We start from the raw sequence: 16,248 nt of genomic DNA, 5'->3' as shown, positions 1-16,248 counted from the left end.
CAAATGTGTAGCCCGCCCCACGGTTCGCCTGCGGTGGCAGCACGAGACCCATGTCAACGTAGTTGACAGTTGATCGCCGCAGGCGCAACAGCCGTCAGATTGAAGGAGCGTTCCGGTGCGCCAGTCCAGACTCCTGTCCTTGCCGCGTACACGGACCGCCAAAGGACGCTCTGGCCGGTTCATACGCGGCGGGCCTGGGCGGACGCCGTGAGCTCCGCGACGCGCAGAGCATCAGGCGAGTGCGTCACCTTGCGAAGGCGCTGGAAGCGGAACGAGGGGGAATCCAGACGCTTCCGTCGAGCACCGAAAGAAGTACGACTGAAGTATTGGCACTTCGTCCTGTCGGTGGACGAAGAGCTCGCGCCGTGCTTCCTGCACCCCAGTCCGGGGTAGAGGAAGGTCGATCCCGACGTCGGTGAGTTCTGGCCCGGGCCTGGCGACATGCCAACAGAGCAACGCCCGCCCACGCGGCTCTAGACGGCAGCTAACCCGCCGCGCGCTCCGCGTACGCCACCGGGTCCGCCAGCACGTCCTGCACCACCAGCGCCGCCGCGCCGCGCACCGCGTCCGCCGCCGGGGACGAGGCACGCAGCCGATCGCCGTTCCCGGGCCACAGCCCCGACACCACCCGGCCGGACAGCTCACCGCCGGCCGGCGGTGAAAGCCAGGGCAGCAGCGGCCGGTAGATCCCGCCGAGCACCACCGCGTCCGGGTCGAAGAGGTTCACCGCCCCGGACAGCACCCGGCCCAGCATCAGCCCGGCCTGCCCGAGCGCCGCCACCGCGCGGTCCTCGCCCGCCCGGGCGCGACGTTCCAGCTCGGCCACGCCCGCGGCGCCGGTGCGCTCGTCGATGCCCGCTGTCCGCAGCAGCGCCGACTGGCCCGCGTACTGCTCCAGGCAGCCGCGCGAGCCGCAGCGGCACTCGGGGCCGTCCGGGTCCACCAGGACATGGCCGATCTCCCCGGCGAATCCGTGCGCGCCGCGCAGCAGTTCACCGTCCAGGACCAGCGCACCGCCGACCCCGATCTCGCCGGTCAGATACAGGAAGCTGCGTACGTCGCCGAGGCCGCCGAACCACAGCTCGGCCAGGGCCGCCACATTCGCCTCGTTCTCCGAACGCACCGGCAGCGGCGGCAGGCCGGGCCGCAGCGCCGCGAGTGCCTCGGCGAACGGGCCCTCGGCCGCGACCCGGGTCCAGCCGAGGTTGGGCGCTTGCCGGACCGTGCCCGCCGAGATCAGCCCGGGCAGCGCCAACTCCGCGCCGATCGGCCGCAGTTCCTGCTCGGCGGCCGACGCCAGCGCCCGGGCGGCGATCCCGGCCGCCCGGCCGAGCACCCGGTCGGGCGGCGCACCGCGGTTGTCCAGGTGCTCGACGAGCCGCACCCGGTCGGTGCCCGCGAGATCCACCACGCACACCGACACATAGTCGACGTTGATCTCGACTCCGATGCCGGCCACGCCCGTACGGGCAACCTTCAGCACTGTGCCGGGCCGGCCCGCCAGGCCGCTGAACGTTTTGCCCGACTCCGTGAGGAACCCGCTCTCCAGCAACTGCTCCACCAGTGAGGAGACGGCCGCCCGGGTCAGCCCCACCCGCGCCGAGACCCCGGCGCGGGTCGCCTCGCCCTCGTCGCGGACCGCCCGCAGCACCAGGCTCAGGTTGTGCCGTCGCACCGTCTCCCGGTCGGCCTTGGGCTCCAGGGGGATCTGGCCGCCCGCGCCGGGCAGCGTCACGCGTCTGCCGGATCGGTCTCGAGTGCGCGGCGCTGCTCCTTCGTGACCCGCAGTTCCTCGTCGGTCAGCGGCGGACCCGGCAGCTGCGGCAGTCTGGGCCCGCGCAGCACGGCCATCACGATCTCGGGCTTGAGCAGCGAAACGGTCGGCGCGGACAGGGTCATCACGTCGAACAGCGCGCGGGTGATCAGCGGGCGGCCGGTGGCGGTCAGCATCAGCCGGTCCACATAGCGGCGTAGCACCGTGGCGGACGCGCCCGGCTCCTTGCCGACGGCTCCGGGGTAGAGGATGTCCTGCCCGGTGGCCAGGTCCCAGGCCGTGCCGACCGGTCCGGCCACCGCGCGCTGCACCTGCCTGGCGAGGCCGGGGGCGGTGAGGCTGTGCGCCAGGAGTTCCTTGCGCAGCGCGAGGACACCCTGGGCCGCGACCGACATGCCGTGCCCGTAGACCGGGTTGTACGTGGCCACGGCGTCGCCGATGGCCACGAAGCCCTCCGGCCAGTCGGCGATCTTCTCGTAGAAGCGCCGCCGGTTGACGGTGCTGCGGGAGACGACGACATCGGTGAGCGGCTCGGCGTTGCTGATCAGCTCGGCCACGATCGGATGCCGGACGCGGCGGGCGAAGTCCTCGAACTCGGCGGCGGAGTTGGTGGGCTGGCCGCCACGGGTGCCGGACAGCGTCACCAGCCAGCGGCGTCCCTCGATGGGCACGATGGTCGCCGTCTGGCCGGGCCGCGGCTCGCGTGCGTCGGCCTGCACATTGACGACCGGATACTCCTCGGTGCCCTCCGGCGCCCGGAAGATCCTGCTGGCGTACGCGAGACCCGAGTCGACCTTCTCCTCGTGCACAGCGGCGACGCCCAGGGAACGTAGCCAGTCGGGCGCCCGCGAACCGCGGCCACTGGCGTCGACCACCAGATCGGCGTCCAGGACTTGTTCGCTCTCGTCCTCGGAGCGCACCCGCACACCGGTCACCCGGCCGGCGTCGCCTTCGAGGCCGAGCAGTCCGGTGCCCGGCAGAACGGTGACCCCGGGGCGGCCGGTGACCTCTTCTCGTACCACCCAGTCCAGCAGATCGCGGCTGCATGCGATCAGGAACTGCATCTCGGGCCAGCGGCGGAACCAGCCCTGCGCGGACATGGAGACCAGGCCCGTCGGCAGCGGGATCCGGCGCGCGCCCGCCGCCAGCCAGCGGTCGGTAACACCGGGCAGCAGGGCCTCCATCGCCCGCGCCCCGCCCGACCACAGCAGATGCGCGTGGTGCGCCTGCGGGAGGCACTTGCGCGCTTCGGGTCCGGACGGCAGAGTGTCGCGGTCGACGACGGTGACCTCGTCGGCGTACTCGGCGAGGACGGCGGCCGCCAGCATGCCGGCCAGCCCCCCGCCGATCACGACGGCCCGGCGCACAGCCGTGCCCCGGCGGGTTCTCACAGGATCGCTCATAGGGAGCCGCTCTCTGCCCTGGCCGCACGCCGGCGGGCTGCTTCAACGACGGGTGAATGGCGCAGCGCGAGGGACATGCGCACCAGATCGCGCGGTCCTTCGGCTGCCTTGGAGGTGTAGGCCTGGGCCGAGCTTATGATCTTGCCTTCCGGATCGGCCGTGCGGGCTCGCAGCGCCGCCGCGACCATCGCCGCGTCGGCGATGGCCTGGGCCTGCCGCGGATCGGAGCCGGCCTCGATCGCCGCGTCATGGGCGCCGGCGCGCAGCGCGGGGTCGAAGTAGGGGTCCAGGTGGAGCATCCCGTCGTGGATGTCGGACTCGCGCTGGGTGACCCGCAGATCCGCGGACGACCACCAGGAGATGCGTACGGAAGGGCTGCCGTCGGGCACGACCGTGCGCAGCTCGCGCCAGAGCGTGCCCAACTGCCGGTATGCGGTCCAGGTGTTCCAGTTGTCCGACAGACGCTGGGCGATCAGCGGCACGATGAAGCCGACGGCGCTCAGCAGCGCGCCCAGCGACGCCAGGGGCGGGGCGGCCGACGTGCTCAGACCGTCCCAGTCCTGGCCCGCCCAGCGGGCGAACACGGCGGCGAACTTGCTGACGCCGTAGCCCAGATTGCACAGCGAGCCGGCCACGATGGTCACCAGGCCGGTCCGCAGCCAGCCGTGCACCTGCAGCGACCACCGCCAGCACAGGGCGGTCATCCCGACGGCGGCGACGCTGTGCGCCATCAGATAGAGCACGATCATTTCGCGGATGTACGGCGTCGTGGCGTAGTACGTGTCCAGATCGCGCAGCCGCTCCACCGGGGCGTCGCCGAGTACGAACAGCACCACCAGCGCCACGACCACTACGCCGTAGCCGATCACCCAGTGGCGGGAGATCTGCCGGGTCTCCTCCGGTGGCCCGCCGCGCCAGTTGACGAGCAGCACCAGACACGAGGCGCTGAACGCGGTCAGGATGCAGTAGACCAGCGGCCCGGAGAAGTTGGTGACGCCGGTGAGCCGGTTGACCTCGGCGATCGTCGGCGGCGCGGCGAAGAAGAAGGTGCAGGCCGCCAGCACGAGCAGGGCACAGACGGAACGCAGCAGCGGATCACGCCAGTCGCGCAGCATCCCGGGAAGCTTGAACACGAGTGCGAAGCCCAGCGCGGCGGCTGGGATGTAGTAGTCCTGACCGTCCACGCCTCAGCCCTGTGGCCCGCGGTATCCCAAGGACGCCTCGATCCGGCCCGCGAGTCCGTCCCGCCGCAGGTGCCCGCGGCCCGTCGAACCGGCCAGCCAGGAGCGGCACTTGCTGCCGAGCAGCAGACCGAAGCTCTCGGCTTCGTTCTCCTCGGCCTGGTCGAAACGGGTCCTGGCCGCCACCTTCAGCACGGTCGCCTGCAGGTCCGCCTCGGCCGAGAGCAGCCGGGCGGCGACGGCCGCGCCGTCGACATGGTGGGTGCAGTGCCCGGCCTTCATGTGCCACAGCTCATGGCCGAGGATGACCAGCTGATGATCGGGTGCGGTGCGCTCCTCGATGACGACCAGATCCTGGTCCGTCATGTCCAGCCAGAGCCCGCTGGCCGTGCCGGGTGGGAACGTTGCCATGCGGAATCGGACGGGGCGGCCGCGGCGCTTGCTCATTCCGCTGCACAGGGCGGCATAGAGGTCGGCGGGATCGGCCGGGGCGGGCAGATCGATTCCGGCTACCAGCTCGCTGCACAGCCGACGCATCTCCTTGCCTATGCTCACCGTTCTCCTCTCCCCGTCAGCAGCTGCGCGCACACGCGTGAACCCAACCCTGTCCTGAAATCAGGGTTCCGTGCGTCAAAACGTCAATGTTCCGTCGGCTTGACGCTCTCCAGGAGCATGTCGAGCCACTCGGTGACCTTGTCCCGGTGTTTGTCCGTGGGCAGTTGAGCGGCCCGCCAGGCGATGCCCCGTACGCCATGGTCCTGCAGCAGGCGCTCCAGCGGGTCGCCCTCGCCCGCGTAGTCGTGCAGCAGTCGCTGCTCGGTGCGCTGGAGTGCGCCGCCCAGCGCTTCGGCGTCCTCGGCGGTGAGGAATCCGGCGTGGACCTTGAAGAACCGCTGAATGGCATCGCAGTGTTCCATGGTCGGCCGGCGGTCGCCGTTGATGAGAGCCCCCGCCTGCTGCCGTGACATGCCCGCGCCGTCGGCGATCTCCTGCTGGGTGTACCGGCGGCCATTGGGTTTCAGCCGGGTTCTGCGCAGCAGGTCGAAGCGCTGCAGAAAGCGCGCCTGGAGGTCGGGTTCACCGGCGGGCCGCCCGTCCAGCAGGGCGCTGACCACGTCGGCGGGGACGCCCGACGCCTCCGAGAGCTGGTGTACGTCGAAGATCTCGCCGTAACTCAGTCCGAGCTTGCCGGCGAGTTCGGCGACGCGGGCGACGGACGCCGCCAGGGGACCTGTGGCCGCCGGGCCCGGAACCAAGAAGCCGTCTGTCACCAGTAGGTCTCCTAGATCACGCGAGGTCACTCCGCACACAGTGGGCTGCCGGGAGGCTAACCGTTTCGGTCGAGTACAGCCAGGTCCTGCCACAGCTGTGGCGCGATTTGAGCGCTCTGCGGCGTGGAATGCCACGATAGTTGACATGGTCGCGTTTGCGGTAGCAGGATCGCCACGCGGAGTGAAGATCCAAAGGGCGCTGCCGCGGCGGGACTTCGAGAAGGGTGGCGTTCTCGATGACACATGAGGCAGGCGTTGAACGGCCTGGTGCCCACGGGCGTCGAGGAAGCGCGGGGACGACCCGTGGCGCGCTCCGGGCGAGGCGGCTCACCGATGTCCTTCAAAAGCGCCGTGAGGAGCTCGGTCTGAGCGTGGCGGACGTGGCCGCGCGGCTCGACATCAGCACCGTCGCGTATGGCAACTGGGAGCGCACACCCGCCCAGGACTGGACCGACGAAACGCTCTGCGCCCTGGTCAAGGCCCTGGAGATGAGCGACCAGCAGGGCGGCTGGCTCTTCCGCCTCGCCGTCGACCGGGACCCGCCGCAGGCCTGGAACAGGCCCGTCGGGGCGTTCCTGCCCGCGCTCCCGCTGGGTCCCGCGCGCCCGTCGGGACCGGCCTTCCCGTCCGGCCTCGTGCTCCCGTTCGCGCCGGTCACCGCGCCCGTGCCGCCCGTCCTGCCGGTAGAGCCGGCCGGCCGCTCGGAGCCCGCCGGCCCGGACCACTCGGACCCCGAGATGCGGGCCTACCTGCGCGACTATGCCGCGATGATGGACGCCGTGCCGCTGCCCTCCGTGCTCTTCGACCGGCGCTGGAACGTGGCACACGCCAACCACGCCTTCGAGGCGCTGTTCCACGGCGTCGGACCGCACCCCACGGCGATGCCGGCCCAGAACTTCCTCAGGTTCGTGCTGTTCCACCCGGACGCGGGCACCGTGCTCGTAGACCGTGAGGCGAGCTGGTGCCTGCCCCTGCTGGCGCAGCTGGACGCGGCACTGGAGTGGTACCCCGAGGACCCAGTCCTTCAGGCCATTCGTGACGACATGGCCGATGACCCGATCATGGACGTCGCCTACCGGTGCGGGCTGCCGCACTGGATGCGGGCCATGGGAGCGGCGGCGGTGCACCACGACGGAGCCGTACGACCGCTGAACCACCCGGATCCGCGGTGGGGACGCACCGAGTGCCGGATCGTCGACGAGACCCCCGCGACCCTTCAGGACACGGGATTCACCCGGATGACGCTGGTGCTGCGGGAGACCCGGGCCGCCGCGCCGCCCGATGTGCGGCGCGGCAAGTCGCATCTGAGGGCGGTCTCCAGCGGCTGAACCGGAAGCGGGCGGCTGGGCTGCCGACGAATCGGCGGCTGTCAACGAATCGGCGGCGGCTGCCGAGGGGAGGGTCCCTTGTCAGGTGTTGGCGCGTCCATGACCATTACCTCATGCCTCAGCAGACGCCCGGAATCACCGGCGGCCCCACTGACCCCACCAACTCCCAGGGCGCCGGCCGCAGATCGGTCCTCACGGCCGCGGCCGGAACCGCGGCGCTCGGTGCCGCGCTGACCGCAGTCGGCGCACCGCCCGCAGCGGCCGCCGCGCACACCCCCGACCGGGAGCGCACCCCCGACCGCGACAGCCCCGCCACCGCCCAGGCCCCCACCCGTGAACTGCGCGCGATCCTCGCCGAGATCGACCGCGACCGCATCGAAGCGACCGTGCGCACCCTCGCCTCCTTCGGCACCCGCCACACCCTCTCCAGCCAGGACGACCCCAAGCGCGGGATCGGCGCGGCCCGAGACTGGATCCATGCCGAGCTGAAGCGTTACGCGGCGCGCAGCGGCGGCCGGATGACCGTCGAGCTGCAGAGTTACATCCAGGAGCCGGCGCCGCGCATACCCGTGGCGACCCGTATCACCAATGTCGTGGCGACCCTGCGCGGCTCCACGGCCCCCGACCGGGTCTACGTCGTCTCCGGGCACTACGACTCGCGCGCCACCGACGTCATGGACGCCGTCAGCGACGCGCCCGGCGCCGACGACGACGCCTCCGGGGTCGCCGTCGCCATGGAACTCGCGCGCGTCATGGCCACTCGGCGTCCAGGGGCGACCATCGTCTTCGCGGCCGTCGCCGGCGAGGAGCAGGGCCTGTTCGGCGCGGCCCACATGGCGCAGAAGTTCAAGGAGGCCGGCGTGGACCTCCAGGGCATGTTCACCGACGACATCATCGGCAGCCCCACGGCCGACGACGGGACGAAGGACCCCCACACCATCCGGCTGTTCGCCGAGGGTGTGCCCACCTCGGAAACCCCCGAACAGGCCGCGACCCGCCGCTCGGTGGGCGGCGAGAACGACTCGCCGTCCCGCCAGCTCGCCCGCTTCGTACGCGACGTGGCCGACAACGACGCCACCGGCATGCATGTCCGCGTCGTCTACCGCCGTGACCGCTATCTGCGCGGCGGTGACCACATCCCGTTCCTCGAACGGGGCTTCCCGGCGGCCCGGTTCACCGAGCCCGCCGAGGACTTCGCGCACCAGCACCAGGACGTGAAGGTGCTGGACGGCAAGCAGTACGGCGACCTGCCCGAGTTCTGCGACTTCGGCTACATCGCCCGCGTCGCCAAGGTCAACGGTGCCGCCCTGTGGACCCTCGCCCAGGCCCCCGGCACCCCGAAGGGCGCGAAGATCCTCACCAGCGCGCTCACCAACGCCACCGAGCTGGTGTGGGAACGTGGCACGGAGCCCGACCTCGCCGGGTACGAGGTCGTCTGGCGCGAGACCACGGAGCCGGAGTGGACCCATGTCGTCAGTGCGGGTGACACCATCCGGCACACCGTGGACCTGTCCAAGGACAATGTGTTCTTCGGCGTCCGTGCGGTGAACCGGGCGGGCCTGCGCAGCCCCGTCGCGTTCCCCGCTCCCCAGCGCTGATTCCCCCGTGCTGATTCCCGGGAGCGCTGACCTTGGAGCGCTGACCTTGGAGCGCTGATTCCGGCGGCCAGCCGAGACTTGAGGTGTCACGCGTAACGTGCCCGAATCCCCCGCGTCCGCGGGGGATTCGGGGGTCCGCCTCCGGGGGACGGTTGCGACGGTGTTCCGGGAGTTCGTGTGGCTGCGCTCATCGAGGACTATGCACTGGTCGGGGACATGCAGACCGCGGCCCTGATCGCAAGGGACGGTTCGGTCGACTGGTTCTGTCTGCCGCGCTTCGACTCGCCCGCGGTCTTCGCCGGGCTGCTGGGCACACAGGACCACGGCTTCTGGCAACTCGCCCCCGCGGGGCTCGCCGACGGCGCGGGGGCCGCCACCCGCCGCCGCTACCGCGGTGACTCACTCGTCCTGGAATCGGAGTGGGACACCCCCGAAGGTACGGTCCGGCTGATTGATTTCATGCCGCCCAGGGCCGCTGGACGCGGTAGACCGGATGCCGCACCCACTCTCGTACGAATAGTGGAGGGCGTCTGCGGGCGGGTCCGCATGAGTTCTTCACTACGGATGCGCTTCAGCTACGGCCGCATCGTGCCCTGGGTGCAGCGCGAGCACGGACCCGGCGGCCGGGACCGGCTCGTCGCCGTCGCCGGGCCCGACGCGCTGTGGCTGGACGCCGACGCAGACACGTACGGCAGCGACCTGACCACCCACGCGGCCTTCAGCGTCGGCGCGGGCGAGCGGGTCGCCCTCACGCTCAGCTGGCAGCCCTCCCACGGCGACGCGCCGCCGAGGCCGGACGCGGCCAGGCTGCTGACCCACACCGAGCGGTTCTGGTCGCAGTGGACCGGCCAGTGCAGCTACGCGGGCCCCTGGCGCGATGCCGTGGTGCGCTCGCTGATCACCCTCAAGGCGCTCACCTACGCTCCGACCGGCGGCATCGTCGCGGCCCCCACCACCTCCCTGCCGGAGGAGATCGGCGGCGTACGCAACTGGGACTACCGCTACGCATGGCTGCGCGACGCCGCCATGACCCTCACCGCCCTGCTGCGCACCGGCTATCGCGAGGAGGCCCGCCGCTGGCGCGAATGGCTGCTGCGCGCCGTGGCGGGGGACGCGCAGAACCTCCAGATCATGTACGGGGTCGCGGGCGAGCGAGAGCTGCCCGAGGCCGAACTGCCATGGCTGCCCGGCTACGAGAAGTCCGGACCGGTCCGCATCGGCAACGGCGCCGCGAACCAACTCCAGCTCGATGTCTACGGCGAGGTCGTGGACGCACTGTGGCTCGGCCAGACCTCCGGGCTCTCGCGCGACGACAGCACCCACATCCTGCAGATGAAGCTCATGAACCACCTCGAGTCCAACTGGCGCGAACCGGACGAGGGGATCTGGGAAGTGCGCGGCCCGCGCCGCGACTTCGTCCACTCCAAGGTGATGGCCTGGGTTGCCGCCGACCGCACCGTACGCAGGCTGAGCAGGCTTCCCCTGGAGAGCCCGGTGGAGCGCTGGCGCGCGCTGCGCGACGAGATACACCGCGACGTCTGCGCCCACGGATACGACCCCGAACGCAACACCTTCACCCAGTACTACGGCTCGCGCGATCTCGACGCCTCGCTGCTGCTCATCCCGCAGATGGGCTTTCTGCCGCCCGGCGACCCTCGGGTAATCGGCACCATCGAAGCCGTCCAGAGGGAGCTGTGCGACGACGGATTCGTCCGCCGCTACCCGGTGCCGGGCGGCGGCTCGGACACCGTCGGCGGGGACGGACTGCCCGGCGGCGAGGGCGTGTTCCTCGCCTGCTCCTTCTGGCTCGCCCACGATCTGGCGCTGATCGGCCGCAGGGACGAGGCACGGCAGCTGTTCGAGCGGCTGCTGGCGCTCCGTACCGACCTCGGTCTGCTGTCCGAGGAGTGGGACACCAGGCGCGGCCGGCTCGTGGGGAACTTTCCGCAGGCCTTCAGCCACGTACCGCTGATCGACACGGCCCTCCGGCTGTCCTGAGTGCGGGCTCCCGGCCGACTTCTGGGGTTCGCTTCTAGAGCCAGAGTCGACCGGCACGTCGCATGGTCGTACGGCACCGGCAGTTCCGTACAGAGGAGACCGGCCATGTCGTGGTTGCGAAGCTTCCTGCTCGTCAAAGTGCTGCGTCCGGTGGGCCGGGCACTCATCGCATATGGGATGTACTGGGTGTGGATTCCCGGCGTCGACCATGAGGAAATCCTGCCGAAAGACAGTTTTCCCCGAGAAGACAGCAAGGAATATCTCACCCTTATCGGAGAGGTCGAGCCGCCTTCAAGGTGGTCTTGAGACGGATTTCCCAAGCTCTGGCCATAAGTAGGCGGCTCTGGGGGACAAGATGGCTGCACACCGGAACTTCACCGAACTCGCGTCGCACAGAACATCGGAACTCGCGTGCCAGGAGGCCTACTTCTGCGTAAGCGCGAATCAGCAGGGTGAGCTGGAATCCGATGTGCTCAGCTATGGCGAACTCGGTGAACGGGCCAAACGGCTGGCGTCCTGGCTCCAGGACCGCGGGTCGCACGGGCACCGGGTGCTCATTCTCCAGAGCGATGTACGGGAGTTCATGAGCAGCTTCCTCGGCTGTCTGTACGCCGGGGCGGTGGCCGTGCCCGCACCGGCTCCGGTCGGCTCCCGGCAGAACGTAGAACGAGTCGCCAGCATCGTCAGGGACGCCTCGGTGAGCTACATCCTCACCGACTCCTCCCTCGCCTCGACCGTCTCCCAACTGCTGGCCAACATCGGCCATCCCGAGGTCGCGTGCCTGGCCACCGACCGCGCGGAGGTCGGCGATGCGGACGCCTGGCAGATGCCGGGCCTGTTCCCCGACGACGTGGCCTTTCTGCAGTACACCTCGGGGTCGGTGAGCGAGCCCAAGGGCGTGATGGTCACCCACGGCAATCTGCTCGCCAATCAGCGCGCCATCCAGCAGGCGATGCGCACGACACGCGAATCCCGGGTCGGCGGCTGGCTGCCCTTCCACCACGACATGGGGCTCGTGGGCCATCTGCTGCACCCGCTGTGGCTCGGCAGCGCCGGTGTGCTGATGCCGCCGATGACCTTTGTGAAGCGGCCGCTGCGCTGGCTGCAGATGGTCGACCAGTACGGCATCACCACCGGCGGCGGCCCCAACCTGGCGTACGACCTGTGCCTGCGGCGGATCAAGGACGATCAGATCGCCCAGCTCGACCTCTCCCGCTGGGAGACCGCCGTCAACGGCGCGGAGCCGGTACGGGCCGAGACCATGGACGCCTTCGCCGAGCGCTTCGCGCCCGCCGGCTTCCGCAAGGAGGCGTTCTACCCCTGTTACGGACTCGCCGAGTCCACGCTGCTCGTCAGCGGCGTGGAGCCCGGCAAGCAGGCCGCCACCCGCGTGGTGGACGCCGCCGAGCTCGAACACCACCGGCTGCGGACCGCTCAGGAGGGCAGACCGGCCAGGACGCTGGTCAGTTCGGGCAGGCCGCACCATTGCGACGTGGCCATCGTCGACCCCGCGAACCGCAGAAGACTTCCGGCCGGGGAGGTGGGCGAGGTGTGGATACGCGGCGAGAGCGTCACCCGCGGCTACTGGAACCGCCCCCTGGACAACGCCCACGCCTTCAAGGCCGCCACCGAGGACGGCGAGGAGGGCTATCTGCGCACCGGGGACCTCGGAGCCATGGACGGCGACGAGCTCTACATCACCGGCCGGATGAAGGACATCATGATCGTCGCGGGCCGCAACCTCTACCCGCAGGACATCGAGCGAAGCGTCCAGCGGGTGAGCGCCCTCTTCGGCTCCAGCGCCGCGTTCGCGGTCGAGTCGGACCGCGACCATGTCGTCGTCGTCCAGGAAGTGCGCACCGGATCCGGCTTCGAGGCCGAACTGGCCTCGCTGTCGGCCGCCGTACGGATGTGCGTGTCCAATGAGTTCGAGGTCGCCGCCGAGAACGTCCTGCTGGTCCGCCCCGGCACCGTACGCCGCACCACCAGCGGCAAGCTCCAGCGCACCGCCATGCGCCAGCTCTTCCTCGACGGACGCATCCAGCCGCTGCACGAAGTGCTGCACCCCGAGGTCCGCGAACTGGTCTCGGTGGGCGCCTCGTCCGACGGGCAGGGCGGATGACCGCGACCACCGAACGCACCGGCATCCCGCGCACCGAGGAGCCCACCGGCCTGCGCTGGCAGCTCGCGGAGCAGTTGGACCAGCGGCTCGGCGACCCCAACGGCGCGGGCCCGCTGTCCTACGCACGCGCCGCAGCTGAGGACGCGGCCGAACAGTTCCCGGTCGCCGCCTGCGAACTCCTCGGCGCCCTCGGCATCCACCACTACTACATCCCCGCGGAGTACGGCGGCGCGCTCACCGACTTCCCCCAGCTGCTCGAAATCGTCCGCACCATCGCCCGCCGCGATCTGACCACCGCCATCGGACACGGCAAGACCTTCCTCGGCGCGGTCTGCGTCTGGGTCGCCCAGGACTTCGCCGGAGCAAAACGCCTGGCATCCCTCGTGGGCGCCGGCGAGCCGGTGTCCCTCGGACTCACCGAACGCACCCACGGCAGCGACCTGATGGCCGGTGAGGTCGTCGCCGAACGCACCGACGGCGGCTATGTGATCAGCGGCGAGAAGTGGCTGATCAACAACGCCACCCGGGGCCGTCTTGTCTGTCTGCTCGCCCGCACCGCCGCCGAAGGCGGCCCGCGCGGCTTCAGTCTGCTGCTCGTCGACAAGAACGAACTCCCCGCGGACACCTACCGCACCCTGCCCAAGGTCCACACCCTCGGCATCCGCGGCGCGGACATCAGCGGCATCGCCTTCGACCGCGCGCCCGTCGACGCCCGCGGACTGGTCGGCCGCGAGGGCGAAGGACCCGAGACCGTCCTCAAAGCCCTGCAGATCACCCGGTCACTGTGCACCGCGCTCTCACTCGGCGCGGCCGACCACGGACTGCGCGTCGCCTACGGTTTCGCCGCCGAGCGCGAGCTGTACGGACGCAAGCTGCTCGACCTCCCGGCGGCCCGCAGAACCCTCGCCGAGACCTACGCCGACCTGCTGGCGATGGAAGCGCTCAGCACCGTCGCCGCCCGCTCCATCCACACCCTGCCGGGCGAGCTCAGCGTCACCTCCGCGGTCGCCAAATACCTGGTGCCGACCGTGGCGGACGACATCCTCACCCGGCTGCGCGGAGTGCTCGGCGCACGCGCCTTCCTCAGCGACTACTACGCCCACGGCCGCTTCCAGAAGCTGGAGCGCGACCACCGCATCGTAGGCATCTTCGACGGCAACACCATGGTCAACCTGTATGCGCTGACCGCCCAGTTCCGCACCCTGGCCCGGTTCCACCCGGTCCACGACAGCGACCCGGACACCCTCGCCGCCACCTACTGCCACGCCCGCGAACTGCCCGGCCTGCGCCCGGCACAGCTCAGCCTGCTCGCGCGGCGCGGCAGCACCGTACTCGGATCGCTGCCGAAGACCGCCGAGGTGCTCGGCGCGCAGGCGTCCCGGGAGCCGGAACTCGCCCGCGCCGCCGCGCTCGCCCGTACGCTCGCCGTCGCCGCGGACCAGCTGCACACCAGAATGCGGGCCGCGCGCCCCGTGCCCGGCGGCGCCCCGGTGGAGAGCTTCGAGCTGGCGCGCGGCTACAGCGTCTGCTTCGCGGCCGCCTGCTGCCTCGGCGTATGGCGGCACAACCGGCGGCTCGCGCAGCAGACGCGCACCGCCGGGCACTGGAGCGGGGGCCTGTGGCTGGAAGCGGTCCTGGCCCGGCTGGCTGACCGGCTCGAACAGGCGGTGCCCGGCATCACAGGACCGCAGCCACGGCCGCCCGCGGCCTACGACACCGAACTGGAGTCGCTGTTCGAGCGGTTGCTGGCGCGGCTGACCGAACAGTACGAGGCGGGAGAGCTGTTCTCCCTGCTGCCCGGACGTATCGCAGAAGGACCGCCATGCTGACCCCGAGCCCGGAAGAAGTCCTCATCCAGCAGCGCGTCGCCGACCTGGAGAGGCGACTGGGCGACCCCGAAGACGCCGACAACCCGCTCGGCCTGAAAGCCCTGCTCGCCGCCGACGAACGCGGCGAGCTGCTCGCCGAAGCCGAAGAGGTCCTGGCCGCCTTCCGGCTCAACGCGGAGTTCGTACCGACCGAGCTCGGCGGCCGCCTCGACCGCATCGACACCCTCGGCCGGGTGCTGCGCGGCGTCTTCCGCCGGGACGCCAGCCTGGGACTCGGCTACGGAGCCACCACCTTCCTCGCGGCGATCGCAATCTGGGCGGCCGGCACCCCCGAACAGCAGCGGCGGGTCGCCGATCTGCTCCTGTCCGGCGGCCGGCTCGCCATCGCGTACCACGAACTCGCCCACGGCAACGACTTCGTACGCAATGAGTTCCGGGCCACGCCGGGCGCCGACGGCTTTGTGATGTCCGGCGAGAAGCACGTCATCAACAACGTCGAACGGGCCGAGGCGCTCGTGCTGTTCAGCCGCACCCAGGACAGCGTGGGCAGCCGCAGCCACTCCGTACTCCTGGTCGACAAGGCCGCTGTGCCCGCCGACCGCTACAGCTATCTGCCGCGGTACGAGACCGTCGGTGTACGCGGCTGCCGGAACGCGGGCGTGCGGTTCACCGACTGCCCACTGCCCGCCGACGCGCTCGTCGGCAAGCTCGGCGACGGCGTCGAACTGGCCCTGCGCTCCTTCCAGATCACCCGCAGCGTGCTGCCCTCCATGATCCTCGGCGGCGGAGACACCGCGCTGCGCACGGCGGTCTCCTTCGCCCTGGACCGCAAGCTCTACCACCGCTCCGTACTGGAGATCCCGCACGCCCGCGCCACTGTCGTCGGAGCGTTCACCGATCTGCTGATCAGTGACTGCCTGGCGCTGACCGCCACCCGGGCCGTGCATCTGGTCCCGGAGGCCACGAGCGTGTACGCGGCAGCCGTGAAATACCTGCTGCCCAAGCTGCTCACCGAGACCGCCTACGACCTGTCCATCGTGCTCGGCGCCAACTTCTATGTACGCGACGGGGCTTACGGAGCCTTCCAGAAGCACGTCCGCGATCTGCCCATGATCAGCCTCGGCCACGCGGGCACCGCGGCCTGCCAGGCCACGATCATCCCGCAGCTGTCGCGCCTCGCCCGCACCGCCTGGTTCTCCAAAAGGCCCGCGCCCGAGGGGCTGTTCCGGGTCCGCGACGGGCTTCCGCCGCTCGACCCCGCCCGGCTGGTGCTGGTGGCCGGGAGCGACGCGCTGATCGCATCGCTGGACGGTGCCGCCGAGGCCATCGCCGGCGCCGCGGGCTCCCGGGCCGGCGAGTACGCCGACGCGCTCACCGCGCTGGCCGCCGCCCTCGAGGACGAGCTGCGCAGCCTGCAGAGCGAGTGCCGGGACATGTCGCCCAAGGACCGCACGGTGCTCGCCAGCCCCAAGGCGTACGCCATCGCCGACCGCTACACGCTGCTGCTGGCGGCCGCCGCCTGCCTGGGCGTATGGCGGCACCAGGAGCCGCAGGACGACCCGTTCCTCGCCTCGCCCGCGTGGCTCGCCGCCGCGCTCACCCGCCTGGTGAAGCGGCTCGGCCACCCGCTCCCGAAGCTCCCGGACGGCTGGGAGGACCAACTGCTCGACGAGGTCCTGAACCGCTATCACGAAGCCCGCAGTTACGACCTGTACGACACCCCGATCGCCGGCTGACCGCAGAG

The 16,248-nt window shown here is 70.9% G+C and carries 12 protein-coding genes; 7 read left to right on the top strand and 5 right to left on the bottom strand.

Annotated features, from left to right (window positions below; all coding sequences use genetic code 11):
• Positions 1-484: 484 nt before the first annotated feature.
• The 5 genes from ACWDO5_RS06925 to ACWDO5_RS06905 form a co-directional block, all read right to left on the bottom strand.
• Complete coding sequence (locus tag ACWDO5_RS06925; protein WP_450529049.1) at positions 485-1,735, bottom strand: ROK family protein; 1,251 nt, start codon at positions 1,733-1,735, stop codon at positions 485-487.
• Positions 1,732-3,177, bottom strand: coding sequence for an FAD-dependent oxidoreductase (locus tag ACWDO5_RS06920; RefSeq protein WP_450529048.1), 1,446 nt, complete (start codon positions 3,175-3,177; stop codon positions 1,732-1,734). Before ACWDO5_RS06920 ends, ACWDO5_RS06925 begins: the two co-directional genes overlap by 4 nt.
• The gene (locus tag ACWDO5_RS06915; RefSeq protein WP_450529047.1) at positions 3,174-4,361 is read right to left on the bottom strand and encodes an MAB_1171c family putative transporter; all 1,188 of its coding nucleotides are present in this window, start codon (positions 4,359-4,361) and stop codon (positions 3,174-3,176) included. Before ACWDO5_RS06915 ends, ACWDO5_RS06920 begins: the two co-directional genes overlap by 4 nt.
• Positions 4,362-4,364: 3 nt before the next feature.
• Positions 4,365-4,895: a toxin-antitoxin system, toxin component gene (locus ACWDO5_RS06910; protein WP_450529082.1), complete on the bottom strand. Its 531-nt coding sequence runs from the start codon at positions 4,893-4,895 to the stop codon at positions 4,365-4,367.
• A gap of 101 nt (positions 4,896-4,996) precedes the next feature.
• Positions 4,997-5,629, bottom strand: a complete 633-nt coding sequence (locus tag ACWDO5_RS06905) for a helix-turn-helix transcriptional regulator (RefSeq protein WP_450529045.1) — start codon at positions 5,627-5,629, stop codon at positions 4,997-4,999.
• A 371-nt stretch (positions 5,630-6,000) separates the two neighbouring features.
• Between ACWDO5_RS06905 and ACWDO5_RS06900 the strand changes: the two genes are divergently transcribed.
• From ACWDO5_RS06900 to ACWDO5_RS06870, 7 genes are all read left to right on the top strand, one after another.
• A complete protein-coding gene (locus tag ACWDO5_RS06900) occupies positions 6,001-6,957 on the top strand; it encodes an MmyB family transcriptional regulator (RefSeq protein WP_450529044.1) in 957 nt (318 codons plus the stop codon).
• Positions 6,958-7,070: 113 nt separating this feature from the next.
• A complete protein-coding gene (locus ACWDO5_RS06895; protein ID WP_450529042.1) occupies positions 7,071-8,555 on the top strand; it encodes a M20/M25/M40 family metallo-hydrolase in 1,485 nt (494 codons plus the stop codon).
• A gap of 177 nt (positions 8,556-8,732) precedes the next feature.
• Positions 8,733-10,553, top strand: coding sequence for a glycoside hydrolase family 15 protein (locus ACWDO5_RS06890; protein ID WP_450529040.1), 1,821 nt, complete (start codon positions 8,733-8,735; stop codon positions 10,551-10,553).
• Positions 10,554-10,658: 105 nt separating this feature from the next.
• The gene (locus tag ACWDO5_RS06885) at positions 10,659-10,859 is read left to right on the top strand and encodes a hypothetical protein (RefSeq protein ID WP_450529038.1); all 201 of its coding nucleotides are present in this window, start codon (positions 10,659-10,661) and stop codon (positions 10,857-10,859) included.
• 49 nt (positions 10,860-10,908) lie between these two features.
• A complete protein-coding gene (locus ACWDO5_RS06880) occupies positions 10,909-12,675 on the top strand; it encodes a fatty acyl-AMP ligase (RefSeq protein ID WP_450529036.1) in 1,767 nt (588 codons plus the stop codon).
• Positions 12,672-14,504, top strand: a complete 1,833-nt coding sequence (locus ACWDO5_RS06875; protein WP_450529035.1) for an acyl-CoA dehydrogenase family protein — start codon at positions 12,672-12,674, stop codon at positions 14,502-14,504. The genes ACWDO5_RS06880 and ACWDO5_RS06875 overlap by 4 nt, the downstream gene beginning before the upstream one ends.
• On the top strand, positions 14,498-16,240 hold the full coding sequence (locus ACWDO5_RS06870; protein WP_450529033.1) for an acyl-CoA dehydrogenase: 1,743 nt from the start codon (positions 14,498-14,500) through the stop codon (positions 16,238-16,240). Before ACWDO5_RS06875 ends, ACWDO5_RS06870 begins: the two co-directional genes overlap by 7 nt.
• The last annotated feature ends 8 nt before the right edge of the window (positions 16,241-16,248 follow it).

Source organism: Streptomyces sp. NPDC000880 (assembly GCF_053599675.1).
Note: the sequence above shows the minus strand (reverse complement) of the source record. Positions and strands in the feature narration are given on the sequence as shown.